We start from the raw sequence: 24,281 nt of genomic DNA, 5'->3' as shown, positions 1-24,281 counted from the left end.
GGTCCCACCAGCGACGGCGCTGTGCGTGTGTCAGGAACCGCAAATGTTTTCGGTAAGAAAAAATACTCATCGTGAACCTCCGGAATCTGACTGCGTAACGAAGTACCCAGAAACAGCCACTGCCAAACGAGTCTTGAACGATTGTGAGCAGTTTTCGAACTTGCGGGCAGCGCGCCGGCGCATGTCCGGCTGCATGTGCCATATCGGGCGCAAACTGTTCTCGGGAAAATCGAGCCGGATCACGCCGCCGACACCGAATGCGCGATACTCCTGCTTTCCCGTTCAAATGTTCCGTCCGGAGCAGGCAATCATGTCCCAGTTCCCTTTGCCGCGCCTTGGCTTTATCGGTGCGGGCCGACTCGCGCGTTGTCTCGCGCTGAGCTTTTCACGCGCCGGCTACCCGGTCACGGCGGTGGCGAGCCGTTCGGCGGCGTCGACCGGCCGCCTTGCCAGTCAAATCGAGCATTGCGCGGCATCTGATGATCCGCAACAGGTCGTCGACGCCGCCGACATTGTGTTTTTAGCAGTTCCTGATGACAGCATCGGTACGTCAGCGCACACACTGCGGTTCGGCCTTGACGCCGCCAGCCGGCACGGCAAGGCGCTCGTGCATTGCAGCGGTGCTTCGCCGGTCGAACTGCTGTCCCCGGCGCGCGACCAGGGGGTGTCGATCGGCGGTTTTCATCCACTGTACCTCTTTAGCGGAGAGCTCGCCGACCTCGAGCGGATCGCCGGCTGCTCGGTGACGATCGAGGCCGACGGTGCGTTGAAGGACTCGCTGACCGCGCTGGCCGTGGCGTTGCGCTGCCATCCTCTGTCGATTCCGGCGGGCGGCCGCATGCTCTATCATGCCGCCGCGCACTATGCGGCCAGCTTCGCGCTGTGCAGCCTCGCCGAATGCGTCGCGCTATGGCGCACGCTCGGTTTCGCCGAAGACGACGCGCTGCGCGCGGTGCTGCCGATGCTCGCGGGCACGATCGAAACCGCCCGCGACAAGGGCTTGCCTAACGCGCTCGCGGGCCCGGTGTCGCGTGGCGATACGGGGGTCGTGGCCAAGCAGTTGGCGCTGCTCGAAGGGCTCGGCGGCGACCACGCGGCGCTCTACGGTCTGTTGTCGCGGCGCGCCGTCGGACTGGCCGAACGCCGCCCAACACCGCCCGCCGCGCTCGAAGCGATCGCCGCGACGGTCGAGGATTCGCTCAATCGGTCGCTGAATCAGGCCGCAGCAGGTGCAAGGGTCAAGTAAGCCGTGATAATGTGGCGTCCGGCGCCGCACGCAATCCGCGAACGCCGCGCATCGGGACCAACAGACGAGAACGCACAATGATCAAGGTCAGCATCCTCTATCCGTACCGGGAAAACGGGCACTTCGACGTAGAGTATTACTGCGTCACGCACATGCCGCTGGCGGCGAAGCTGTTCGGGGCGTCGCTGAAGGGCTGGTCGGTCGATGTCGGCATCAATGCCGGGCCGCCGGGAACGCCGCCGCCGTACGTCGCCGCGGGGCACTTCCTGTTCGATAGCGCGGATGATTTCTACAAGGTCTTCAAGCCGGCTTCCGAGCGGCTCATGGCCGACATCCCCAACTACACCGACGGCGGCAACGGCACGATTCTGATCAGCGAGATCAAGATTTCCGTGTGATGACGAGCAGACGGAGGCGAAACGGCGGCGTCTCATTCAGGCAGCCAGCGCATCCGGATCGAAGTCGCGTCACCGAATCACCGCGCGAAACACGCATGTAATCCCAATGAATCGCCGGCGCGCACCGATCGGTCCACGCCGGCCCCCGCGGCCGATCGGCGGCCGCCATCCGAAGCATAAGGACACGAGATGTTTGGCGATATCGCCCGTTTTCTGCTCAATACCGTCTTCACGCTGTTCGGCGCGGCGTTGCTGCTGCGCGCCTGGCTGCAGGTCGTGCGCATGCCGCCCTACAATCCGGTGACGAATGCCGTGCTGCAAGCCACCAACTGGATCGTGCTGCCGCTGCGCCACATCTTGCCTAGCACACGCAGCATCGACTGGGCGAGCCTTGTCGCAGCGCTGCTCGCGGCGATCGTCTATGTGGTGCTGATGGTGGTCCTCACCGGTGCCGATCCGCTCACGCTGCTGCCGACGCTGCTGATCGTCGCCGTGCTGACACTCATCAAGTGGGCGCTGAATCTGATCATCTGGATGACGATCCTGATGGCGCTGCTGTCGTGGCTCAATCCGCGCTCGCCTGCCATGCCGATTCTGTATCAACTCACCGCGCCGTTTCTGAATCCGCTGCGCCGCGTGTTGCCGCAACTCGGCGGGATCGACCTGTCGCCGATTCTGCTCTTCGTGATCGTGCAGGTGCTGTTGATGGTGGTCACGCGCGCAGCCGTTCAGCTGACTTACTTCGTGATCTGACGAAGTGATGCGTTTGCGGGAAAGGGTGTGTGATTTGCGCTGACCACCCTTTCCCGAGTAGAATTGTGCGCTCTGCGGGCGTCGTATAATGGTAATACCCTAGCTTCCCAAGCTAGAGCCGTGGGTTCGATTCCCATCGCCCGCTCCAGATACTTTCCAGCCAGCCTGTCGTCGGCACGTCCATCTACACGACCCCAGCGGCTCCATCAAGCGCCCCTCGTCTGGACGCACCCTTTTCGGTTGTGCTACCTTACGCGCACTTGCAACGCCCGCTCCACCTTTCCGGCTGAGCCTTCAGCGGAAATCCAGCACGAGCCGCCTCCATGAAGGCGGCTTTTTTGTAGCGGCGACGGCTCGGCGTGACGAGTTGCGTCTGCCTGCCGCGCGCACGATGCGCGGCTCCCGCCGCGCCAGCGCAGCCAGGTGGTCGCGTTGCCGTATCACGCAAGCCGCGAAGCCCTCACCCTAGCAGCAGCATCGACGATGATCCACGATCCAAACGACACCGGCCTGCCGGACGAACTCCCGACGCCCTCCAACCAAGCCGAAGGCCAACCCGCCAGCGACGCCGCGCCCCAGGAAGCATCCCGGGAAGCGCTGCATCGCCGCCGCATCCGCAGCTTTGTCACGCGCGCTGGCCGAGTGTCGACCGGCCAGCGCCGCGCAATGGACGAACTCGGCCCGCGTTTCGTAGTGCCCTTCGCGCCGCAGCAGCCCGACTGGGACACCGTGTTCGGCCGCGCGGCGCCGCGCGTACTGGAAATCGGTTTCGGGATGGGCGCGACCACCGCGGAAATCGCGTCGCACCGTCCGGGCGACGATTTCCTCGGGGTCGAAGTGCACGAACCCGGCGTGGGCGCGTTGCTCAAGCTGATGGGCGAGCAGTCGCTGTCGAATATCCGCATCATTCAGCACGATGCGGTCGAAGTGCTCGAACAGATGATCGCGCCGGACAGCCTCGACGGCGTGCACATCTTCTTTCCCGACCCGTGGCACAAGGCGCGTCACCACAAGCGCCGGCTGATCCAGCCGAAGTTCGTCGCGCTGCTGGTTTCGCGGCTCAAGCCCGGCGCCTATCTGCATTGCGCGACCGACTGGCAGAACTACGCCGAGCAGATGCTCGACGTGCTCGGCGCCGAGCCCACGCTGGCGAACACCGCCGACAACTACGCCAAGCGCCCGGAATATCGTCCGGTGACGAAGTTCGAGCGCCGCGGGCTGCGGCTGGGACACGGCGTGTGGGATCTGGTGTTCCGCAAACGCGGCGCGGCTTAGAAACCGCGCACCGGCCGCCCGCTGGCCGATAGCAAAAAGGTCCGCAAACGCGGACCTTTTTTCATGGCGCGTGCGCAACGAAAGCCGTCAATCGGTCCAGCTCAACGCCCCGCTATAGCCGACCAGCAGGATCAACAGCCCGAAGCCAATCCGATACCACGCAAACGCGGTGAAGTCGTGCGAAGCGATGTAACGCAACAGCCACCGCACGCAGACAAAAGCGCTGACGAACGCCGCGGCGAAACCGAGCGCGAAGTTGCCGAGCGCGTCGGTGGACAGCTGGTGCCAGTCCTTGTGCAGTTCATAAGCGGTCGCGCCGAAGATGATCGGAATCGCGAGAAAAAACGAAAACTCCGTGGCGACGCGCCGCTCCAGCCCGAACAGCATCCCGCCGATGATCGTCGAGCCCGAGCGCGACATGCCCGGAATCAGCGCGAAACACTGCGCGAGGCCCACTTTCAGCGCATCCAGCGCGCTCAGGTCGTCCACCTCGCGCACGCGCACCACCGCGTCACCGCGCGCCCGCTGACGGGCCTCCGCCCACAGAATCACGAGGCCGCCGACCACCAGCGCAAAGGCCACCGGCACCGGCGAAAACAGCGCTGCCTTGATGGATTTTTCGAATAGCAGCCCGAGCACGATCGCCGGAATCGTCGCGATGATCACGTTCAGCGTGAAGCGGCGCGCCTCCGGCCGGCTCGGCAGGCCGGCCACCACGCTGCCGATGCGGCGGCGGAACTCCCAGCACACGGCGAGAATCGCGCCAAGCTGGATCACGACATCGAAGGTCTTCGCGTGCTCGTCGGTGAAATTCAGCAGACTGCCGACGACGATCAGATGCCCGGTGCTCGACACCGGCAAAAACTCCGTCAAACCTTCGACGACGCCCAGAATCAGCGCCTTGCAAGCCAGTAGCCAGTCCATCCGTGCTCCCCATCGCGGTAGATTGTCGGAACGAACAGGACCGGCACGTACAGTCACATGCGGGCGCGGCCCGGCCGGCCGCGCCCGCCGTCATTTTTCGACGATTTGAACGCGTATGCCGTTTGTAAGGATGGTAATTGTACCGGGTTCATAGTTCACTCCGGCAAATTGCAGTTGTTCTGGCTTGAACGTGTAGATCGGATAGTTGGTCAGCAATTGCGTCGCGAGCAATGCCGCGGCCGCATTGATCTGCTGCGTGTAGACCTGCGCCTGGCCGCTCACGCTGACGTTGTCGACATTCGGCGACTTGAGCACGACCGAACGGCTGGCAGCGTCGTAGGCCAGTTCGCTCGACAGCGTGAACACGCCGTCGACCGGCTGCGGCATGAACGGGCTCGCGAAGCGCGCGTCGAGCTTCACCGACACGCGGTTCGCGTCCGGCAGTAAAGCGACCACGGGGTGGGTCAGCGCGACATCGAACACTTGCGAGACCGTGCGCTGATACGGGAATTTGCGCTGCACTGCGTCCTGCACCTGCTGCTGCGAGAACGTGTAGTGCGACGGAATGAACGGAAAAATCGGCGTCGCGCAGGCCGCGAGCGATACCGTGATGCCAAGCGCGCTACAACCGGTCAGCGCGGCGTGCAGAAAGCGGCGCCGGGCCGGCGCTGCGGGTCGAGTCATGCGAGATCTCCTTGGGAAAGGCTTGTCGAGCATGCGGGTGGGCGGGCTCGAGGTTGGGCCGATGGGGGTTGGACTGGCGCGCGTGGCGAAGGTCATTAACTTAACGTGCCTGAAGCGCTGTAGGACTACCGCGGCACCACTGCGGGACTACCGCGCGGCCGCTTGCGGCTGGGTTTGCACTTCGAGCTGCGTCAGCCATGCGAGCGCTTCGGCGCGATTCGTCCCGCACATTTCGCTTTGCGGCTGCAGGCCAGAACAGCACGCCGGCCGCTCCGGCCGGCCGAAGATCGCGCAGCGCAGGTCGTCGCCGAGTTGCACGCAGCGCACGCCCGCCGGCTTGCCATCCGGCATGCCCGGAATGGGGCTCGAAATCGACGGCGCGATACAGCACGCGCCGCAATCGGGGCGGCACGCATGATCGGCCACGCGAAACGGCGACTCACGCTTCACGACGCCCTTTGCCAGGTTTGGCAGGTTTGTCCGCGCACTCTCTCGCACGCTTTTCTGTACATCGCTCACGGCACTCTTCCTGATCCCGAAAACGGGCAATGCATTATCAGACCCGCATTGTGCCACCGCATTCCGTGCGACCTTTTTACGCAATCCGGCCGTGGGTCGCGCCCTTAAACTCGAAGGCTCCAAAAGGCCACGCGCGCGAGGCGTCCGCGCTGTCCGGTTTGCTCCGCACTCCGTCCGCACCCGCCTGCGCCACTGTGGCCAACCGACCCGAGCCGCTCATGCCTACCGTCGCCAACACGCTATTCCGTCCCGACCTGCTCGCCAGATACAGCGCGAACGGCCCACGGTATACGTCCTATCCGACCGCGCTACAGTTCCACGACAACTTCGACCCCGCCGACTATCTGCGCGCCGCCGCCGACCCGGGCGCGTCCGGCACCGATCTCTCGCTGTACTTCCACATTCCGTTTTGCGACACCGTGTGCTTCTACTGCGGTTGCAACAAGGTCGCGACGAAAAACCGCGCGCACGCGCGTCCCTACCTCGATCGCCTGAAGCGCGAAATAGCGCTGCAGGCCGCGTGCTTCGACCAGCAGCGTCCGGTGTCGCAACTGCATTGGGGCGGCGGCACGCCGACGTTTCTATCGCACGATGAAATGGCTGAGCTGATGGCCGCGACGCGTCAGCACTTCAAGTTGCTGCCCGATGCCGAAGCCGAATATTCGATCGAAGTCGACCCGCGCGAAGCGTCGCCCGACACCGTCGCGCATCTGCGCAAACTCGGCTTCAACCGGATGAGTCTCGGCGTGCAGGACTTCGATCCGCTCGTGCAGCAGGCGATCAACCGCATTCAGCCGCTCGGGATGACCACCTCGGTGATGCAGGCCGCGCGCGACACCGGCTTTCATTCGATCGGCGTCGATCTGATCTACGGCCTGCCGCATCAAACCGTCGACAGCTTCAGCCGCACGCTCGACACGATGATCGAACTCGCGCCCGACCGTCTGTCGGTGTTCGCCTACGCGCACATGCCGCAGATCTTCAAGATGCAGCGTCAGATGGACCCCGCCATGCTGCCCTCGGCGCAGCAGCGGCTCGCGCTGCTGCAACGGGTGGTCGAACGTCTGACGGGGGCGGGCTATGTGTACATCGGCATGGATCACTTCGCACTGCCTACCGACGAACTCGCGCGCGCGCAAGCGCAACGCACTTTGCAGCGCAACTTCCAGGGCTATAGCACGCGCGCGGAATGCGATCTGATCGGCTTCGGGGCATCGTCGATCGGCAAGGTCGGCGACGTGTACGCGCAGAACGCGAAACACCTACCCGGCTATGCGGCGGCGATAGACGCGGGCGAGCTGGCGATCACGCGCGGTGTGCGCCTCACCGCCGACGATCGCCTGCGCCGCGACGTGATCACGCAGGTGATGTGCAACCTGGAATTGCGCTTCGATGAATTCGAAGCCGCTTACGGCCTGCGCTTCGCCGAAACCTTCGCGCCGGAGCTGGAGCGCTTGCGCGGCTCCGAGCGGGACGGTCTGGTGTCGATCAGCGCGGGCAAGCTCGAAGTGCAGATGGCCGGACGCATGCTGGTGCGCAACATCGCGATGGTGTTCGACCGCTATCTCGGTCAGCAGACCCTCGACCGGTTTTCCCGCACGGTCTAGGCGCTTCGCGGCGGGCGCAAGCAAGTGGCTTGCCCGTCGTCGAATTTTCGGCCATAATCTGCGTCTTCGCGGCGCGCCATGTTCTGACGCGTACGCTGCAAGATCTGCCCAGGTGGTGAAATTGGTAGACGCAGGGGACTCAAAATCCCCCGCCGCAAGGCGTGCCGGTTCGATTCCGGCCCTGGGCACCAAAGAATTCGATTGACCGGTTGTTCTGCTTTTCCTCAAACCCCGCCAGCGCTTGCTGCCTGCGGGGTTTGTCGTTTCTGGGCGGCCGGATCAGGCCGCCCGCAAGAGCGCATCGAACCAGGCCGCCTCGCGCCTGGCCAAGCCAGACAGCGTGAGCGCAAATCCCGCCGCCCACGCCGCCTAACCGCATCCTTAGCGCCCCGCCACTTGCGCGCCGCCCTGCGTTTGCGCGCGCCGGCGCTTGAACACATAGCCGCCCCACATCACCGCCAGCCACAGCGGCACGAGCAACACCGACATCGACAGCCCCGGCGTCATCGCCAGAATCACGAGGATCAGCGCCATGAACGCGAGGCAGATCCAGTTGCTGAGCGGAAACCAGAACGACTTGAACACGAGCGTCCGGCCCGCCGCCACCATCGCCTTGCGCGACTTCAGATGCGTCAGGCTGATCAGCGCCCAGTTCAGCACCAGTGCCGCGACCACCAGCGCCATCAGCAGGCCGAGCGCTTCGGCCGGGATCAGGTAGTTGATGATCACGCAGGTGAACGTCGCGAGCGCCGACAAACCGATTGCCATGTACGGCACGCCGCGCCGGTCGACCTTCATCAGCGCGCGCGGCGCGTTGCCCTGCTCCGCGAGACCGTAGAGCATGCGGCTGTTCGCATACACGCCGCTGTTGTACACCGACAGCGCCGCCGTCAGCACCACCACGTTGAGGACGTTCGCGGTCAGGGTCGAACCGATCTGCGAGAAGATCATCACGAACGGGCTGCCCCCCGCGGCGACTTCGTTCCACGGATACAGCGACAGCAGCACCGCCAGCGAGCAGATGTAGAAAATCAGAATCCGGTAGATCACCTGATTCACGGCCTTCGGAATGCTCTTCTGCGGATCGGCGGCCTCAGCGGCGGTAATGCCGATCAGCTCCAGCCCGCCGAACGAAAACATGATCACCGCGAGCATCATGAAGAGGCCGTGGAAGCCGTGCGGGAAAAAGCCGCCATGGCTCCACAGGTTGGTGATCGAGGCCTGCGGGCCGCCGTGCCCGCTGATCAGCAGATAGCCGCCGAACAGGATCATGCCGATCACCGCCACGACCTTGATGATCGCGAACCAGAACTCGGTTTCGCCGTAGGCCTTGACGTTGGCCAGATTGATCGCATTGATGCCGGCAAAGCACACCAGCGCCGACACCCACGTCGGCACACCCGGCCACCAGTAATGCACATAGGTGCCGACCGCGGTCAGCTCGGCCATGCTCACGAGCACGTACAGCACCCAGTAGTTCCAGCCGGACAGGAAGCCGGGGAAATCACCCCAGTATTTGTAGGCGAAGTGGCTGAACGAACCGGCGACCGGTTCCTGCGCGACCATCTCGCCCAACTGCCGCATGATCATGAAAGCGATGATGCCGCCGATCCCGTAGCCGAGAATCATCGACGGCCCGGCTGCCTGCAACACGCTCGCGGAGCCGAGAAAGAGGCCCGTGCCGATGGCGCCGCCCAGCGCGATCAACTGGATGTGGCGATTCTTCAGCCCGCGCTTCAGGCCGTCTTGCTGCTGTGCACTATTCAAATTGCGCTCCAGTGTATGGATATCGAACACCCAGTCGGACTTGTGGCCCGGCCCGGCAAAACCAATGAGTTTACCTCGGCGGAAATGCCCTAAATACTGGGATCAACCCGCGTTGGTTCTGCGCCGCACTTAACGGTGAGGATTGTGATTGTCACTCGCGTGGCGCTTCGGTATGGTCCCCTAGTCCGGTTTCAGCCTGCGGAGATTCAATATGTTGCTCAAACGTCTGCTTTGCGCTGCTGCTGTGTCTCTCTGCTTCGCGGGGGTGGCCGCCGTCGCGCAAACGGCGACGCCCACGCCTGCGCAAGCCGACGAGCCCGCCGCACCAGCCAGCGCGCCCCAGGCGCCGGCGCCCGCGCCTGCCGCCACGGCGCCGGCCGCCACACCCGCCCCGTCAATGGCCGTAGCTCCCAAAGCCGCCGCCGCGCCGATGAGCGGCCCGGTGCGCAACGTCGTGCTGGTTCACGGCGCGTTTGTCGACGGGTCGAGCTGGAACGGCGTGGTCGCGAAATTGCAACAGAAGGGCTATCACGTGAGCTCGGTGCAGATCCCGCTCACGTCGCTCGCCGACGATGTCGCCGCGACCCGCCGCGTGCTCGGGCGCCAGGATGGCCCCACCATGCTGGTCGGCCACTCGTGGGGCGGCGTCGTGATCACCGAGGTGGGCGCGAACGCGCCGAACGTCGCGGGCCTGGTGTATGTCGCCGCGCTCGCGCCGACGCTGCGCGAGTCGGCGATGGATCTGCTCAAGCGCACGGCGCCGATGCCCGCGGGCGAAGCCACGATTACGGACTCGAGCGGCTTCCTGTGGCTCGACCGTGGCCGCTATCACGCCGACTTCGCCGCGGACGTGCCCGAGAACGTGACGCGCGTGCTCTCCGCCGCGCAAGTGCCGATCTCCGCGAAGGCGTTCAGCGAGACGGTGAGCCAGGTCGCCTGGAGGGAAAAGCCGTCGTGGTACGTGCTGACGACCAAGGACCGCGCGGTGTCGCCGGAAGTGCAGAAATTCATGGCTGACCGGATGGGCGCGAAAGTCGTGCCGATGGCGTCGAGCCACCTCGTGCCGGTGTCGCATGCGGGCGCGCTCGCCGATGTGATCGACCGCGCGGCCCGCGAGTTGAGCCGGCAGCAGTAGCGTGGCGGATAGGGATGCGCGTGCGTGCCGACGATCATTAGCGATTGTCGGCACGCGTCCACTCGCACCTGAGCGCTCATTCAACCGCGCATCAGTCCACCGCAGCGATCAGCGCAGATTCGTGGTCGCCAGTTCGACGACCTCGTCCCCTCGCCCATTGAGCACCGCCCGCAGCATATACAGGCTGAAGCCCTTCGCCTGCGCCCACTGAATCTTCGGCGGCAACGCGAGCTCGTGCTTCGCGGTCACCACGTCGATCACCGCGGGCCCCGGATGGGCGAAAGCCTCACGCAAAGCCGGCTCGATATTCTCCGATTGCTCGATACGGACTCCGTAGATTCCCGCGCCTCGCGCAATCGCTGCGAAGTCGGTCGCGGCGAGATCCGTGCCGGCTTCAAGGTAGCCGCCCGCCTTCATCTCCATGGCGACAAAGCCGAGCGTGCTGTTGTTGAACACCACGACCTTGATCGGCAGATCGAGCTGCCGCGCGGTGAGCAGATCGCCGAGCAGCATCGACAGCCCGCCGTCGCCCGACAGCGAAATCACCTGGCGGCCCGGCTCGGCCGCTTGCGCGCCGAGCGCCTGCGGCATCGCATTCGCCATCGAACCGTGGTTGAACGACCCGTGCAGGCTGCGCCCGCCGTTCATGGTCAGATAGCGTGCGGCCCATAGCGTCGGCGTGCCGACGTCGGCGCAGAACACCGCGTCTTCGTTGGCGACCTGGTCGACGATGCTGGTGAGGTACTGCGGATGAATCGCGCGCCCCGGATCGGACGGCCGCGCGAGATCGTCGAGACCCTTGCGCGTGTCAGCGTAATGCTTGCGCGCGTTGTCGAGGAAGCGCCGGTCGGTCTTGCGTTTGAGCTTCGGCAACAGCGCCTGCAAGGTCGCCTTGACGTCGCCGACGAGACCCAGCTTCAACGGCGCGCGCTTGCCGAGCGCGGAGCCGCGCCGGTCGATCTGCACCACGTTGCCATGCGACGGATAAAAGTTGCGATACGGAAAGTCGGTGCCGAGCATCACCAGGGTGTCGCACGACATCATCGCGTGATAGCCGGAGCTGAAGCCGATCAGCCCGGTCATGCCGACGTCGAACGGATTGTCCCACTCGACGTATTGCTTGCCGCGCAGCGCATGCACGGTCGGCGCGCCGAGCTGGTCGGCGAAGGCGACTACTTCGTCGTGCGCACCCGCGCAGCCGCTGCCGCACAGCAGCGTCACGCCGCCCGCCTGATTGAGCAGATCGGCGAGCCGGTCGAGATCCGCCGCGGACGGCACCACCGTCGAGCGCTCCAGCGTGCCGGCCCACGCCGGCGTCTCCTCGGGCGCGTCGCCGAGCGCGACATCGCCCGGCAGCACGATCACCGCGACGCCCCGTTCCTCGATCGCGGTACGCATCGCGCGCGCCAGAACGCGGGGAAACTGCGAGGGATTCGTCACCAGTTCGACAAAGTGGCTGCACTCCTTGAACAACTCTTGCGGATGGGTTTCCTGAAAGTAGCCGAGGCCGATTTCCGAGGATGGAATGTGCGCGGCGATCGCGAGCACGGGCTGATGATTGCGATGACAGTCATACAGGCCGTTGATCAGGTGCAGATTGCCCGGACCGCAACTGCCCGCGCAGACCGCGAGCTTGCCGGTCGCGGCGGCATCGGCGCCGGCGGCGAAGGCCGCCACTTCTTCGTGACGCGTGTGCATCCAGCGAATCGAGCCGAGCCGTTGCAAGCTATCCGACAAGCCGTTCAGGCTGTCGCCCGTCACGCCCCAGATCCGTTCGACGTCCGCTGCCGCCAGTGTTTTGGCCAGATAATCCGCAATAGTCTGCTTACCCATGCTGTACCCCGCTCGGTGAGAAAGACGGTGCCTCTGGAATGCCAGAGAGTACAGCTTGCGCGCAAAACGTGTCGCGCGGAGGCTCGTTCGCGGCGAGCCGTAAGCGTGATGAAATGACCGCGCTGGCGAGCCACACGGCTAGCGGCCGCCTGCTGCGATCACTACCGCTATCGCAGCATGAACGACATCGCCGACAGACAGTTCAGCATTCGCACCGCATGTTCCGCCGACGCCGCGCGAAAGCGCAACGTCACCGCGTCGACGCGCGTGAGCGTCGGCCATTGGCAGAACAGATCGGCGAGCGCGCTGGTCTGCACGCGCAGTTCGCAGTCGACCGGCTTCGCGTCGACACGCGTCGCGTGCGGCGCATAACCATCCTCGACATGCTGCCGGACCACTTCCCGCGCGGCGCTTCTTATCGCCGCGCGCGCGGCCGCCGGCGATTGCGTGACGCCGCTCGCATGCCCGGTCGCGCTCTTCGTGACGACAAAACGCGCGTGCGGAAAACGCGGCGCGGTTTCTTCGGCAAAGATGTCATCGCCGGATAAAAGCACGACGCGTGCGCCATATTCTTCGGCCAGTGCGCCATACACACCCGCCTCACCAAGCTCGACGCCGTTGAAAGCAACCCGCGCGAAAGCAAAGCTGTTGATCGTGTGCGCGAGGACGCCGCGCGTTTGCGACATCGCGTGATAGCCGATCATGAAGACCAGCGCCGCGCCGTATTCGAGCCCGGCCATCATGCCCAGCGTGCGCGGCTTGCCGAGCACGACCTGGGCGCGTGCATCGAGCAGGTCGGGCAGCAGGTTGCGAAAGCCGCCGTGCGAATCGTTGACCCATACCTCGGTGGCGCCGCCGTCGAACGCGCCTTCGATCGCGGCGTTCGCTTCGAGCGTCATCCAGCGGCGCGCGGCTTCGTATTCGCCATTGCCGGCGCGGGTCTGCTCGGGATGAAACACGCCGGCCACGCCTTCGATATCGGCGGAAATCAGGACTTTCATCAGGACTTGGGCTTCAGTAGTTGAGCGAGGTCGGGCGCGCTGTCGTGCAGCGACAAGCGCCGATGACCGTCGCGACCCGTCACGGAAACAGCGCTCCACAACGCATCGACGATCGCCTGCTCGACGCTGTCCGCGCACGCGCGAAACAGCGAGTCCAGACGCGCGTCGGCGACGAGCGGCGGCAGCGCAATGAAGTCGGCGGCGTGCGGCACGGTATAGGCGGTCGAAAACGCCAGCGCGAGGTCGCCGCTGCCGTGGCCGTACACCGAGCCGGTTCGTGCGAGACCGGCTGCGGCGCGCAACGAGAGACGCTTGAGTTGACGCGCGTCGAGCGGCGCATCGGTGGCGACGATCATGATGATCGAGCCTTGCTCGGGCTTCGAGACCGACGCATCCGCAGCCGCTGCCTCGGCAGCCGCTTGCGCCGCGCGTGCGCGTTCGGCCAGCACGCGGCCGAGCGGCGCGCTGTCGATCGTCAGCATCGGCAGGCGGCCGAAGTTCGCCAGCACCAGCGCGCCGACGGTATAGCGATGGGCCGCCACGTCCACCACCCGCGACCCGTTACCGATGCCGCCCTTCAGATCGAAGCACGACATCCCCCGTCCCGCGCCGACCGCGCCGCTCGCGACCTGCGCGCTGGCGTTGTCGAATGCGTCGTCGAAATGCTGCCCGGTGACGGCCAGCGCCTGAATGTCGTTCAGGTAGCCGTCATTGCATTCGAACACCAGCGGATTGACCGTCGACCACTCGCGTCCGATCTGCGGATTCGCGCGGATCGCCGCACGAATCTGCGCCTGCGCGAGCGCCGCGACGCCGAACGTATTGGTCAACGCGATCGGCGTTTCGAGCGTGCCGAGTTCGTCGACCTGCACCAGCCCGATGCTTTTGCCGAAGCCGTTGATCACCGAGGCCGCCGCGGGCACCTTGTCGACGTACGGATCGCCCTGATGCGGACGAATCACGGTCACACCGGTTTGCAGCGCGCCTTGATCGAGCGTGCAATGTCCAACGGTCACGCCCGCGACATCGGCGATCGTGCCGAGCGGCCCGCTCGGCAACGTGCCGATATGCGGCGCGGGCAGCGCTGAATGATCGGCTGCGCTCATGGCCGGTCGAGCTTCGGATCGAGCGCGTCGCGCAAACCGTCGCCGAGCAGATTGAACGCCAGCACGGTCAGGAAAATCGCGAGACTCGGAAACAGCGCGATGTGCGGCGCGGTAACCATGTCGGCGCGCGCTTCGTTGAGCATCGCGCCCCACTCGGGGGTCGGCGGTTGCGCGCCGAGGCCGAGGAACGACAGGCTCGCCGCCGTGATGATCGACGTGCCGATACGCATCGTGAAGTACACCACCACCGACGATATCGTGCCCGGCAAAATGTGCCGCACGATGATGGTCCAGTCCGACGCGCCGATGCTGCGCGCCGCTTCGATATACGTGAGCTGCTTGAGCATCAGCGTATTGCCGCGCACGAGCCGCGCAAACGCGGGAATGCTGAAGATCGCCACCGCGCAGATCACGTTGATCATGCCGTTGCCGAGAATCGCCACCACGCCGATCGCCAGCAGAATGCCGGGGAACGCGAACAGCACGTCGGCCACGCGCATCGTGATGCGATCCCACCAGCCTTCGTAGTAACCGGCCAACAGTCCGAAGAACGTGCCGATCACCGCGCCGATCGCCACGGACAGAAAGCCCGCTTCGAGCGAGATGCGCGAACCCACGAGAATGCGGCTGAAAATATCCCGGCCCAGCGAATCGACGCCGAACCAGTGCGCGGCGGACGGCCCCGCGTTCAACGCGTCGTAGTCGAAGAAATTCTCCGGGTCGTACGGCACGATATGCGGCGCGGCGATCGCGATCACGATCAGCAGCAGCACGAAGATGCCGGCGGCGAGCGCCACGTGCTGCTTGCGGAATTTGCGCCAGAACTCGCTCCACGGGGTGCGGATCGCGCGTTCGGCAGGAGCGGCAGTGGCCGCGTTCGGCTCGGTGGCGGTCGTGCTCATGCGGGCCTCACTTGAAACGGATGGTCGGATTGATCACGGCGTACAGCACGTCCACGACCAGGTTGATGATGATGAATTCAAGCGAGAACAACAGCACTTCGGCCTGAATCACCGGATAGTCGCGCATCGACACGGCGTCCACCAGCAGGCGTCCGAGCCCTGGCCAGTTGAACACCACTTCGACGACGATCGAGCCGCCCAGCAGAAAGCCGAATTGCAGCCCCATCATCGTGATGACGGGGATCAGCGCGTTGCGCAGGCAGTGCTTGACGATCACGAGCCGCTCGGGCACCCCCTTGGCGCGTGCGGTGCGCACGAAATCCTCGTGCATCACTTCGACGAACGAGGCCCGCGTGAAGCGCGCCATCACTGCGGCGACGGCCGCGCCGAGCGTGAGCGACGGCAGCACGTAGCTCTGCCACGAGCCGTCGCCGACGATCGGCAGCCAGCCGAGTTGCACGGAGAAAATCTCCATCAGCAGCATGCCGAGCGCGAACGCGGGAAACGAAATGCCCGACACCGCGAGCGTCATGCCGAGCCGGTCGGGCCAGCGGTTGCGCCACACCGCCGAGACGATGCCGAGCGCCATGCCGATCACGACCGCCCACACCATGCTCGCGACCGTGAGCCACAGCGTCGGCATGAAGCGCTCGGCGATTTCCTGGCTCACCGGCCGCTTGCTGCGCGTCGAGATGCCGAAGTCGCCTTGCGCGATGCGCCAGAAGAAGCGGACGAACTGCTGCGGCATCGGCCGGTCGAGACCGAGGTCGGCGCGCACCAGCGCGACGGTCGCCTCGTCCGCTTCGGGACCGGCGGCGAGCCGCGCCGGATCGCCCGGCAGCAGATGCACGAACAGGAAGACCAGCACGGCGACGATGAAGAGCGTCGGCAGCAGGCCAAAGAGACGTTTGACGAGGAAGTTCAGCATGGAACCCAATCCGGCAATGATGCGGGCAACGAGGAATCGTGTGCGGCGGTATCGCGACCGTGCGGTCCGGCGCGCTGCTGGAACAACGACAACAGCAGCGCGCCCGGCTCGCGCGTTCAGCGCGTTACCTCGTCACCTGATCGCGATCTCGTCGAAGTTGAACGAGCCGTCCGGCGCGACGTAAGCGCCCGACAGACGTTTGCTGCGCGCGTACACGACCTTCTCCTTGACGAGGAAGATCCACGGCGCGTCGGCCCAGATGCGCTTTTGCGCATCGGTGTAGAGCGCGGTCTTCTGCGTGCGGTCGGTGACTTCGAGCGCCTGCTTCAGATCGCTGTCGACGGTGTCGTTCCTGTAGTACGCCGTATTGACCATCTTCGGCGGGAACGATACGGACGCGAGCAGCGGCGTGATCGCCCAGTCGGCCTCACCCGTCGACGACGACCAGCCCGAGTAGTACATCCGCACCGGCGCGGTGGCCGCGTCCTGCGCGCTCTCCACCTTCGCGACGCGCTGCCCAGCTTCGAGCGCTTCGACCTGCGCCTTGATGCCGACTTGCGCGAGTTGCTGCTGCACGAACTGGATCACCTTCTGCGCGGTCGAGTAGTTATACGCGGACCACAGCGTGGTTTCGAAACCGTTCGGATAGCCCGCTTCCTTCAGCAGCGCGCGCGCCTTCACCGGGTCATACGGCCAGGGCCCGAGCTTGGTCGCGTAGTCGACGCCTTGCGGCACCACGCCGTCGGCCGGCGTCGCGTAGCCGGCGAACACGACCTTGGTCAGCGCTTCCTTGTTGACCGCGTAGTTCAGCGCTTCACGCACCTTCGGGTTGTCGAACGGCTTCTGGTTCACGTTCAGGCTGATGTAGCGCTGAATGATCGACGGCGAAGCGATCAGATCGACCTTCGGGCTCGCCTGCAATTGCGCGGCCTGTTCGAACGGCACCTGGAACGCGAAGTCCGCTTCGCCGGTGCGCATCAGCGCGGCGCGCGTGTTGTTGTCCACCACCGGCTTCCAGTCGATCGCGTCGATCTTCGGGTAGCCCTTCTTCCAGTAGCCGGCGAACTTCTTCACCGTCAGATCGCCCGCCGGTTCCCACTTCACGAGTTCGAACGGACCCGTGCCGACCGGATGAAACGCGATGTCCTTGCCGTACTTCTTCAGCGCGTCCGGCGAGATCATCACCGCCGACGGATGCGCGAGCACGTTGACGAACGCGGAGAACGGCGCTTTCAGCGTGATCCGCACCGTGTACGGATCGACCACTTCGGTCTTCTCGATGCGGCTGAACATGTTGTAGCGCTTGAGCTTGTTCGCCGGATCCGTCACGCGATCGAAGTTCGCTTTCACTGCTGCGGCGTTGAAGTCGGTGCCATCCTGGAACTTCACGCCGTGACGCAACTTGAACGTGTAGACCGTGGCATCCGGGCTCGCTTCGTAGCTGTCGGCCAGCACGTTGATCAGCTTCATGTCCTTGTCGAAACCGAACAGGCCTTGATAGAACGACTTCGCGACGGCTTGCGACAGCGTGTCGTTCGCATCATACGGATCGAGCGTCGTGAAGGTCGACGCGACGGCCATCACGGCCGTGGTGTCGGCGTGCGCCGCATTGCCCGCGAGCATCGCGAACACCACCGCGCCGCCGCTGACCAGCGCGCGCAAACGAAACGGAGAAGACGGGACCAGCAGGTTCATGAGGTTGGCTCCAGGCTGCGAGATGAAACAGGTTGAGGTTGCGAGAGAAATCGCTTTGCTTTGGGTTGGGCTTCGGTCTTTGCTTCGCTTACTTGCTTCGGTTGCTTGCTTCGGTTGCTTGCTTTGGTTTATTGCTTCGTTGATCGTTTCGCGTCGTCGCATCAGTACGCGCCGCCGACCCGATGCTGCGCGACGAAATGATCCGCTCCCACCGCCACGAGCGGTGCGACGACGGGTTCGTCGTCGAGCGCGCGGATCGGGCTCGGAATGTCGTCGGCGGCGAGCATGCGCTTCGCGTGGCGGCGCGCCGGATCGGCCACCGGCACCGCGCCCATCAGCTTGCGCGTGTACGGATGCTGCGGCGCTTCGAACACCGCGCGGCGCGGACCGATCTCGACGATCTGGCCGAGATACATCACGGCGACGCGATGACTGACACGCTCGACCACGGCCATGTCGTGCGAAATGAACAGATACGCGACGCCGAGTTCGCGTTGCAGATCCAGCATCAGATTGACGATCTGCGCCTGCACCGACACGTCGAGCGCGGACACGGATTCGTCGGCGATCACGACTTTCGGGTTCAACGCGAGCGCCCGCGCAATCGCGATGCGTTGACGCTGCCCGCCGGAGAATTCGTGCGGATAGCGGCGCGCGGCCTCGGCCGGCAAGCCGACTTTTTCGAGCAGCCATGCGACCCGCGCCTGAGCCTGCGCACCTTGCGCGACGCCGTGCACGAGCAGCGGCTCCATGATCGAGAAGCCGACCGTCAGACGCGGATTCAGCGACGCGAACGGGTCCTGAAAAATGAACTGGATGTCGCGCCGCAGCGCCTGCAACGCGGGCCCGGTCAGCGAACTGATTTCCTTGCCGTCGAATTCGATCGAGCCGCTTTGACTCTCCACCAGACGCAACAGCGAGCGCCCGGTGGTCGACTTGCCGCAACCCGATTCGCCGACCAGCGCGAGCGTTTCGCCGGGACGCAAATCGAAGCTGACTTTTTCGACCGCATGCACGCGGCCCGTGACCCGGCCGAAGAGGCCGCTTCGAACCGGAAAGCGCGTGACCAGATCACGCACGCGCAGAATCGGCGGCGTGCTTTTTGCTGCACCAGCGGTTGCATTTCCCCGGCCACGGAGGCGGCGGGGCGCACGGCTTGATCGCCGCCGCCCAGGCTGGCCTGTTCGACGGTCAGAATCGGAAAGCGCGCGGGCTGATCGGTGCCCTGCATCGCACCCAGACGCGGTACGGCCGCGAGCAAGGCTTTCGTATAAGGATGCGACGGCGCGGCGAACAGCGCCTCCGATGCGCCCTCTTCGACCTTCTCGCCGCGATACATCACCAGCACGCGATCGGCCACCTCGGCGACCACGCCCATATCGTGCGTGATGAAGATCACGCCCATGTTCATCTCGTCCTGCAGGCCGCGGATCAGTTGCAGGATCTGCGCCTGGATCGTCACGTCGAGCGCGGTGGTCGGCTCGTCGGCGATCAGCAGCGCGGGCTTGCACGACAACGCCATCGCGATCATCACGCGCTGGCGCATGCCGCCCGACAACTGATGCGGAAAGCGCGCCGCCACGCGCCGTGCTTCAGGAATCCGAACGAGTTCGAGGAGGCGCAGCGTTTCGGCATGCGCGGCCTGGCGGCTCTTGCCCTGATGCAACGCGATCGCTTCGCTGATCTGGTCGCCGACCGGGAAGACCGGATTGAGCGATGTCATCGGCTCCTGGAAGATCATCGCGATGTCGGCGCCGCGAATCGCCCGCATCGTGCCGCCCGACGCCTTCGCGAGATCGAGCACGCTGCCGTCGCGGCGCCGGAATGCGATGCTGCCGCCGGCCACGCGCCCGCCGCCGTGCTCGATCAGCCGCATCAACGCGAGCGACGTCACCGATTTGCCCGAGCCCGATTCGCCGACGATCGCCAGCGTCTCGCCGCGCTCGACCGTCAGCGACAGATTGCGCACCGCGTTGAAGGTCGAGCCGCCGCGGCGGAACGCGACCGAAAGGTCGTCGACCGCGAGCACGCGTTGCGGCGGCATGGTTTCGATAAGCGGACGGGCGGTGTGCGAAGAAGTCGACACGGTGGTTCCTTTGAATTCGAACGCGGCTAACGTGGAGTCGGGCGAAGGTTCAGGTTCTGCGGGCGGGCAAGCGGTCTAGCGATAGATCGCCGTTACCGGCGCTTCGCCGAGCCGCGCGAACCCGCGATACATGCCTTCGGTATTGAATGGCAGCGTGACGTTGCCGCGCGCATCGACGGCGATCAGGCCGCCGCGTCCGTCGATCTTCGGCAAGCGGTTCATCACCACGTCGTGAGCCGCTTCTTCCAGCGAGACGTTGCGGTACGCCATCTGCGCGGCGACATCATAGGCGGCGACCATGCGCATGAACATCTCGCCGGAGCCGGTGGTCGATACCGCGCAGGTCGCGTCGTCGGCATAGCAACCCGCGCCGATCAGCGGCGTGTCGCCGACCCGGCCGACCTGCTTGTTGGTGACGCCGCCGGTCGACGTTGCCGCCGCCACGTGACCGTGCCGATCCAGCGCGACCGCGCCGACGGTGCCGAACTTGCGGTTCGGATCGATCGGTTCGTGCGGTGTGGGTTCGTCGCCGTGATTCGATGACGATGCGGCGGCGAGCGCGGCGCCGTCGTGATCGAGCATCGCGCGATGCTGATCGCGCGCAAGCAGCCACTGACGATGACGCGCTTCGGTATCGAAGTAGGCAGGCTCGACCAATTCGAGCCCTTGCGCGGCTGCGAACGCCTCCGCGCCCTCGCCGGTGAACAGCACGTGCTCGCTGCCTTCGAGCACGCGGCGCGCGGCCAGAATCGGGTTGCGCACGCGCTTCACGCAGCAGATCGCGCCGGCCTCGAGCGTGCTGCCGTCCATGATGGCCGCGTCGAGTTCGTGGGTGCCGGCTGCCGTGTATACCGCGCCGCGTCCCGCGTTGAAGAGCGGGCAGTCCTCGAGCAGACGCACCGCTTCGCTGACTGCGTCGAGCGCGCTGCCGCCGTCGGCGAGCACGCGCTGGCCGCCGCTCAATGCCGCGTGCAAGGCCGCGTGGTATTCGGTCTCGGCGCTGGCCGACATCGACGCGCGCAGGATCGTCCCTGCCCCGCCATGAATGGCAATGACTGCGTTGGAGTTCATCGTTTGGTCTTGGTCGTGCGGGTGGTTCGGGAAGTGCGGCGGGTGGCGCGCGGCGCGTCGCCCGCAGCATCGGCCGCGCCGGCTTGCGGGTCGACGAGCCACGGCAGCACGAATTCGCTGACGTCGGCGGCCGCCTTCACCGAGCGTTTGGCGCGATACGCGACCGCGTCGCACAGCGCTTCGATCACGGCGAGCACGGCCGAATCGGCGTTCGCCGCGAGACGCCGGTCGGCGCGGATAAAGAGCGAGAGATTCGCGAATTGCGCGAGCGGCGAGCGCGGGCCATCGGTCAGCGCCAGCACCCGGGCGCCTCGGCTGGCTGCGCGGCGCGCGAGTTCGATCGTGTCTTCGACATAACGCGGAAACGCGATGCCGATCACCAGATCGCGCTCGTTCGAAGCGAACAGGCGCCGCGCCGCATGCGACGGGCCGCCGATCAACGCGAGCGACTGCACGTTGTCGTGATAGGGCATCAGGCCGTGTTCCATCAGGCCGGCGAGAAACGCGCTGGCGCCATAGCCGAGCACGAACACGCGGCGCGCGGCGATGATCGCTTCGACAGCGGCGTCGGCGGCGGCGCGGTCGATGGCCGTGCGCGTCGCGTGCAGATTGTTGGCGGCCTGCTCGAGCGACGCGTCGATGAGAGCGTCGCCGGCCGCGAGCGATTCCTGCGCGCTGCGCAAGCGCTCGACCGGCGCGAGCGTCGCCTCGAAGCCGCGCACCAATGCCTCGCGAAACTGCGGATAGCCGTCGAAACCGAGTGCGCGGGCGAAGCGATTCGCCGTCGCCACCGACGCGCCGACCACGCTCGCCAGTTCATCGATCCGCATGGTCGCCGCGCGAAACAGATTGGCCAGCACGTAGTCACCCATGCGGCGGTGAATCGGCGTCAGCGTCGGCATGGCCGCGGCGATGCGCGCGGCAATGGCCTGCTCGGCGGGACTGGATGCTGCGGGCGGATGATGGATCATGCGAACGGATTGGCGCGTCGATTGAAGTTGGAATGCATGAAAGTATATTTACACGGAAATCTTTTAGAAAAAAATCCATTTTCATTTTCGAGGGTATTCACCGATCCGCGTCGTGCTGAAAACGCCGGCTCCGCCACCCTAACACCGCGCGATGAAAATGCGTTTTCACATCAGCAGGCTGCGGCAGCCGGCTCGGGAATGCGCGCGAGCCGCGCCGCCGGCGACATGAAGATGATCAGCGCCTGCACGAGAAAAGCCGCCGCCGCCGCGATGAGGCACGCGTCGACGTTCCAGCGCGCGCTGAGAAGCGCGCCGCGCAACGCGCCGACTGGCCGCGCACCGTAGGTGGCCGTGCTGATGAGCGCCGACACCCGGCCCATCATCCCCTCGGGCGTGATCGCCTGGCGCAGCGTGGTGGAGCCGACCACCCACAGAATCGGGCCGGCGCCGAGCAGGAAGAAGCTCGCCGTCGCGAGCCAGAACGACGGCGCAACGAGCGTCGCCACCATCACGTGCGAGGCGAGCAAACCGCACGACGGCCCGATGATCAGCACACGGCCGAACGCGAGGCGTCGCGCGATGGCGGGCGCGGCGAGCGCGCCGCATACCATGCCGACGCCGTAAGCGCCGAGCGTCACGCCGACCGCCGACGCGCTCAGCCCCAACCGATGCACCGCGTACGGCACGTACACCGCTTGCAGGATGAAGAAACCGAGGTTGAAGAACACGGCGGTCGCGAGCATCGGCCGCAGCAGTGCGTCGCGCAGCACGAAGCGCGTGCCGTCGCGCAGTTCCAGCATGAAGTGACGCGCGGGCGCGGCGGCGCGCGGCGGTTCGCGCAGTCCGGCCAGCAACGTGACGGCCAGCGCCGACAACGCCGCCGCGCAACCGTAGGCCCACCCCGCGCCGATCCAGCCGACCAGCAGGCCGCCCAACGCCGGCCCCGCCGAATACGCGACACTGCGCGCGAGTTCAAGCCGGCCGTTCGCGCTCGCATAGGCTTCGCGCGGCACCATCGATGGCACCAGCGAAGGCGCCGCGACGTTGTAGGCCACCGTCCCGGTCGCCGCGATGAAGCCAAGCGCGGCGAGTAGCGGCAGACTCAACGCATGCGTCATCACGAGCAGCAGCACGCACAGCATCGCGAACACGCGCACGCTTTCGGCGAGCGTCATCAGCAGGCGGCGCGAACGGCGGTCGGCCCATACGCCGAGCGGCATCGACAGCAGCAGGAACGGCAGCGTCTGCGCGGTTTGCAACAGGCCGGTGCCGTGCGCATCGGCGCCGAGCGCGAACACCGCGACGAGCGGCGCGGCGGCGAGGCTGATCTGCTCGGCGGATTGCGCTGCCAGATTCGACCAGGCGAGCCGCTGGAACGCGGCCGGCAAACGCAACGCGGACGATGTCGAGGACGGGGCATGCATGGATGAACTCCTGCGGCGGGACTTGGGGAGACCATCGTCGTCCGTCCCGCGCCGCGCGGCGCTCCGGTTCTTGCGGTGTTATTCTTCGCTCGCCATGAATCTCGAAAGCATCCTTTTCACCCAAGGTTTCGGCTCGCGCCGTCAATGCCGTGCGCTGATCGGCGACGCTCGCGTGAGCATCGGCGGCGCTGTCTGCACCGACCCCGACGCCGATTTCCCGACCCACGGTGACAGCCTGCACTTCAGCGTGGACGGGGTCGTCTGGCCGTATCGCGAGCACGCGTATCTGCTGCTGAACAAGCCCGCCGGCTACGAGTGTTCGCGCGAGCCGCAACACCATCCGAGCGTGTTCAGCCTGCTGCCGCCGCAGTTCGCCGAGCGCGGCGTGCAATGCGTCGGCCGTCTCGACCAGGACACGACCGGCCTGCTGCTGCTCTCCGACGACGGCAAATTCGTGCACCTGTTCACGTCGCCGAAACGCAAGGTGCCGAAGCTGTACGTCGCCACCACGCGTCACCCGCTCGACGACGCGCAATTGAGCGCGCTGCGCGGCGGCGTTTTGCTGCACGGCGAGACCAGGCCGATCGCCGCGGTCGACGCCGAAGCACGCGACGCTCACACACTCGCGCTTACCGTGATGGAAGGCAAGTACCACCAGGTCAAGCGGATGATCGCGGCGGCCGGCAACCGTTGCGAGGCGCTGCATCGCGAGCGGATCGGCGGACTCGCGTTGCCTGCGACGCTTGCGCCCGGCGCATGGCAATGGCTCGACGAAACCGACCTCGGTTCTCTACGGAGCGGGTAAACCGCTAGCTTTTCTCAAGGTCTTGATCCAGCAGGGAAAGCCTGCGCGCTGACGGATAAGTGGTGCAAAGCGCGCGTGCGGGCGCTGCGCCGCAGCATGCTCTTCCTTACACGCCGCCCTATACTCGTCTAAACAAACGACTACAAAGAGT

The 24,281-nt window shown here is 65.6% G+C and carries 20 protein-coding genes, 2 tRNA genes and 1 pseudogene; 9 read left to right on the top strand and 14 right to left on the bottom strand.

Annotated elements, in window-relative coordinates; genetic code table 11:
- Positions 1-310: 310 nt before the first annotated feature.
- The 5 genes from PQR02_RS19625 (at position 311) to trmB (ending at position 3,672) form a co-directional block, all read left to right on the top strand.
- Complete coding sequence (locus tag PQR02_RS19625) at positions 311-1,246, top strand: Rossmann-like and DUF2520 domain-containing protein (RefSeq protein ID WP_408234407.1); 936 nt, start codon at positions 311-313, stop codon at positions 1,244-1,246.
- A gap of 77 nt (positions 1,247-1,323) precedes the next feature.
- Positions 1,324-1,644, top strand: a complete 321-nt coding sequence (locus tag PQR02_RS19620) for an EthD family reductase (RefSeq protein WP_149675452.1) — start codon at positions 1,324-1,326, stop codon at positions 1,642-1,644.
- Between the two features lie 189 nt (positions 1,645-1,833).
- The gene (locus PQR02_RS19615) at positions 1,834-2,397 is read left to right on the top strand and encodes a YggT family protein (RefSeq protein WP_149675451.1); all 564 of its coding nucleotides are present in this window, start codon (positions 1,834-1,836) and stop codon (positions 2,395-2,397) included.
- A gap of 74 nt (positions 2,398-2,471) precedes the next feature.
- A tRNA-Gly gene (locus tag PQR02_RS19610) sits at positions 2,472-2,545 on the top strand.
- Positions 2,546-2,880: 335 nt separating this feature from the next.
- Positions 2,881-3,672, top strand: coding sequence for a tRNA (guanosine(46)-N7)-methyltransferase TrmB (gene trmB / locus PQR02_RS19605; protein WP_408234402.1), 792 nt, complete (start codon positions 2,881-2,883; stop codon positions 3,670-3,672).
- Between the two features lie 87 nt (positions 3,673-3,759).
- Here trmB and PQR02_RS19600 read toward each other — a convergent pair whose 3' ends face one another.
- From PQR02_RS19600 to PQR02_RS19590, 3 genes are all read right to left on the bottom strand, one after another.
- Positions 3,760-4,596: an undecaprenyl-diphosphate phosphatase gene (locus PQR02_RS19600; protein WP_408234399.1), complete on the bottom strand. Its 837-nt coding sequence runs from the start codon at positions 4,594-4,596 to the stop codon at positions 3,760-3,762.
- Between the two features lie 90 nt (positions 4,597-4,686).
- Positions 4,687-5,280: a DUF1439 domain-containing protein gene (locus PQR02_RS19595; RefSeq protein WP_408234396.1), complete on the bottom strand. Its 594-nt coding sequence runs from the start codon at positions 5,278-5,280 to the stop codon at positions 4,687-4,689.
- Between the two features lie 147 nt (positions 5,281-5,427).
- Positions 5,428-5,754, bottom strand: coding sequence for a YkgJ family cysteine cluster protein (locus tag PQR02_RS19590; RefSeq protein WP_408234426.1), 327 nt, complete (start codon positions 5,752-5,754; stop codon positions 5,428-5,430).
- Positions 5,755-6,017: 263 nt separating this feature from the next.
- On the opposite strand from PQR02_RS19590, the gene hemN reads away from it, so the two are divergent.
- Both hemN and PQR02_RS19580 read left to right on the top strand, forming a co-directional pair.
- Positions 6,018-7,406: an oxygen-independent coproporphyrinogen III oxidase gene (gene hemN, locus PQR02_RS19585; RefSeq protein WP_408234393.1), complete on the top strand. Its 1,389-nt coding sequence runs from the start codon at positions 6,018-6,020 to the stop codon at positions 7,404-7,406.
- A 106-nt stretch (positions 7,407-7,512) separates the two neighbouring features.
- Positions 7,513-7,597, top strand: a tRNA-Leu gene (locus PQR02_RS19580).
- A 190-nt stretch (positions 7,598-7,787) separates the two neighbouring features.
- On the opposite strand, the gene PQR02_RS19575 is transcribed toward PQR02_RS19580, so the two are convergent.
- Positions 7,788-9,173 (bottom strand): amino acid permease, encoded by a 1,386-nt coding sequence (locus PQR02_RS19575; protein WP_408234390.1) that lies wholly within the window; start codon positions 9,171-9,173, stop codon positions 7,788-7,790.
- 211 nt (positions 9,174-9,384) lie between these two features.
- Here PQR02_RS19575 and PQR02_RS19570 point away from each other — a divergent pair, with 211 nt between their 5' ends.
- Positions 9,385-10,308, top strand: a complete 924-nt coding sequence (locus PQR02_RS19570; protein WP_408234386.1) for an alpha/beta fold hydrolase — start codon at positions 9,385-9,387, stop codon at positions 10,306-10,308.
- 108 nt (positions 10,309-10,416) lie between these two features.
- Here PQR02_RS19570 and poxB read toward each other — a convergent pair whose 3' ends face one another.
- The 10 genes and pseudogenes from poxB to PQR02_RS19520 form a co-directional block, all read right to left on the bottom strand.
- Positions 10,417-12,141, bottom strand: coding sequence for a ubiquinone-dependent pyruvate dehydrogenase (gene poxB / locus PQR02_RS19565; RefSeq protein WP_408234383.1), 1,725 nt, complete (start codon positions 12,139-12,141; stop codon positions 10,417-10,419).
- A 167-nt stretch (positions 12,142-12,308) separates the two neighbouring features.
- The gene (locus PQR02_RS19560) at positions 12,309-13,142 is read right to left on the bottom strand and encodes a M55 family metallopeptidase (protein WP_408234380.1); all 834 of its coding nucleotides are present in this window, start codon (positions 13,140-13,142) and stop codon (positions 12,309-12,311) included.
- On the bottom strand, positions 13,142-14,248 hold the full coding sequence (locus tag PQR02_RS19555; RefSeq protein ID WP_408234377.1) for a DmpA family aminopeptidase: 1,107 nt from the start codon (positions 14,246-14,248) through the stop codon (positions 13,142-13,144). Before PQR02_RS19555 ends, PQR02_RS19560 begins: the two co-directional genes overlap by 1 nt.
- Positions 14,245-15,150 (bottom strand): glutathione ABC transporter permease GsiD, encoded by a 906-nt coding sequence (gene gsiD / locus PQR02_RS19550; RefSeq protein ID WP_408234374.1) that lies wholly within the window; start codon positions 15,148-15,150, stop codon positions 14,245-14,247. The genes PQR02_RS19555 and gsiD overlap by 4 nt, the downstream gene beginning before the upstream one ends.
- A 7-nt stretch (positions 15,151-15,157) precedes the next feature.
- A complete protein-coding gene (gene gsiC, locus PQR02_RS19545) occupies positions 15,158-16,078 on the bottom strand; it encodes a glutathione ABC transporter permease GsiC (RefSeq protein ID WP_408234371.1) in 921 nt (306 codons plus the stop codon).
- Between the two features lie 132 nt (positions 16,079-16,210).
- Positions 16,211-17,773, bottom strand: a complete 1,563-nt coding sequence (gsiB, locus tag PQR02_RS19540) for a glutathione ABC transporter substrate-binding protein GsiB (protein ID WP_408234368.1) — start codon at positions 17,771-17,773, stop codon at positions 16,211-16,213.
- A 161-nt stretch (positions 17,774-17,934) separates the two neighbouring features.
- Positions 17,935-19,817: pseudogene (locus tag PQR02_RS19535) on the bottom strand (dipeptide ABC transporter ATP-binding protein).
- Between the two features lie 117 nt (positions 19,818-19,934).
- On the bottom strand, positions 19,935-20,930 hold the full coding sequence (locus tag PQR02_RS19530; RefSeq protein WP_408234365.1) for an isoaspartyl peptidase/L-asparaginase family protein: 996 nt from the start codon (positions 20,928-20,930) through the stop codon (positions 19,935-19,937).
- Positions 20,927-21,901 (bottom strand): MurR/RpiR family transcriptional regulator, encoded by a 975-nt coding sequence (locus PQR02_RS19525; RefSeq protein ID WP_408234362.1) that lies wholly within the window; start codon positions 21,899-21,901, stop codon positions 20,927-20,929. The genes PQR02_RS19530 and PQR02_RS19525 overlap by 4 nt, the downstream gene beginning before the upstream one ends.
- 170 nt (positions 21,902-22,071) lie before the next feature.
- A complete protein-coding gene (locus PQR02_RS19520; RefSeq protein ID WP_408234359.1) occupies positions 22,072-23,325 on the bottom strand; it encodes an MFS transporter in 1,254 nt (417 codons plus the stop codon).
- A gap of 94 nt (positions 23,326-23,419) precedes the next feature.
- Here PQR02_RS19520 and PQR02_RS19515 point away from each other — a divergent pair, with 94 nt between their 5' ends.
- Positions 23,420-24,130, top strand: coding sequence for a pseudouridine synthase (locus PQR02_RS19515; protein ID WP_408234356.1), 711 nt, complete (start codon positions 23,420-23,422; stop codon positions 24,128-24,130).
- Positions 24,131-24,281 lie beyond the last annotated feature (151 nt).

Origin of the sequence: Paraburkholderia sediminicola, from assembly GCF_046026895.1 — a bacterium.
Lineage (GTDB): Bacteria > Pseudomonadota > Gammaproteobacteria > Burkholderiales > Burkholderiaceae > Paraburkholderia > Paraburkholderia sediminicola_C.
The sequence above is the reverse complement of the archived record's forward strand: the minus strand, read 5'-3'. Positions and strand labels throughout refer to the sequence as shown.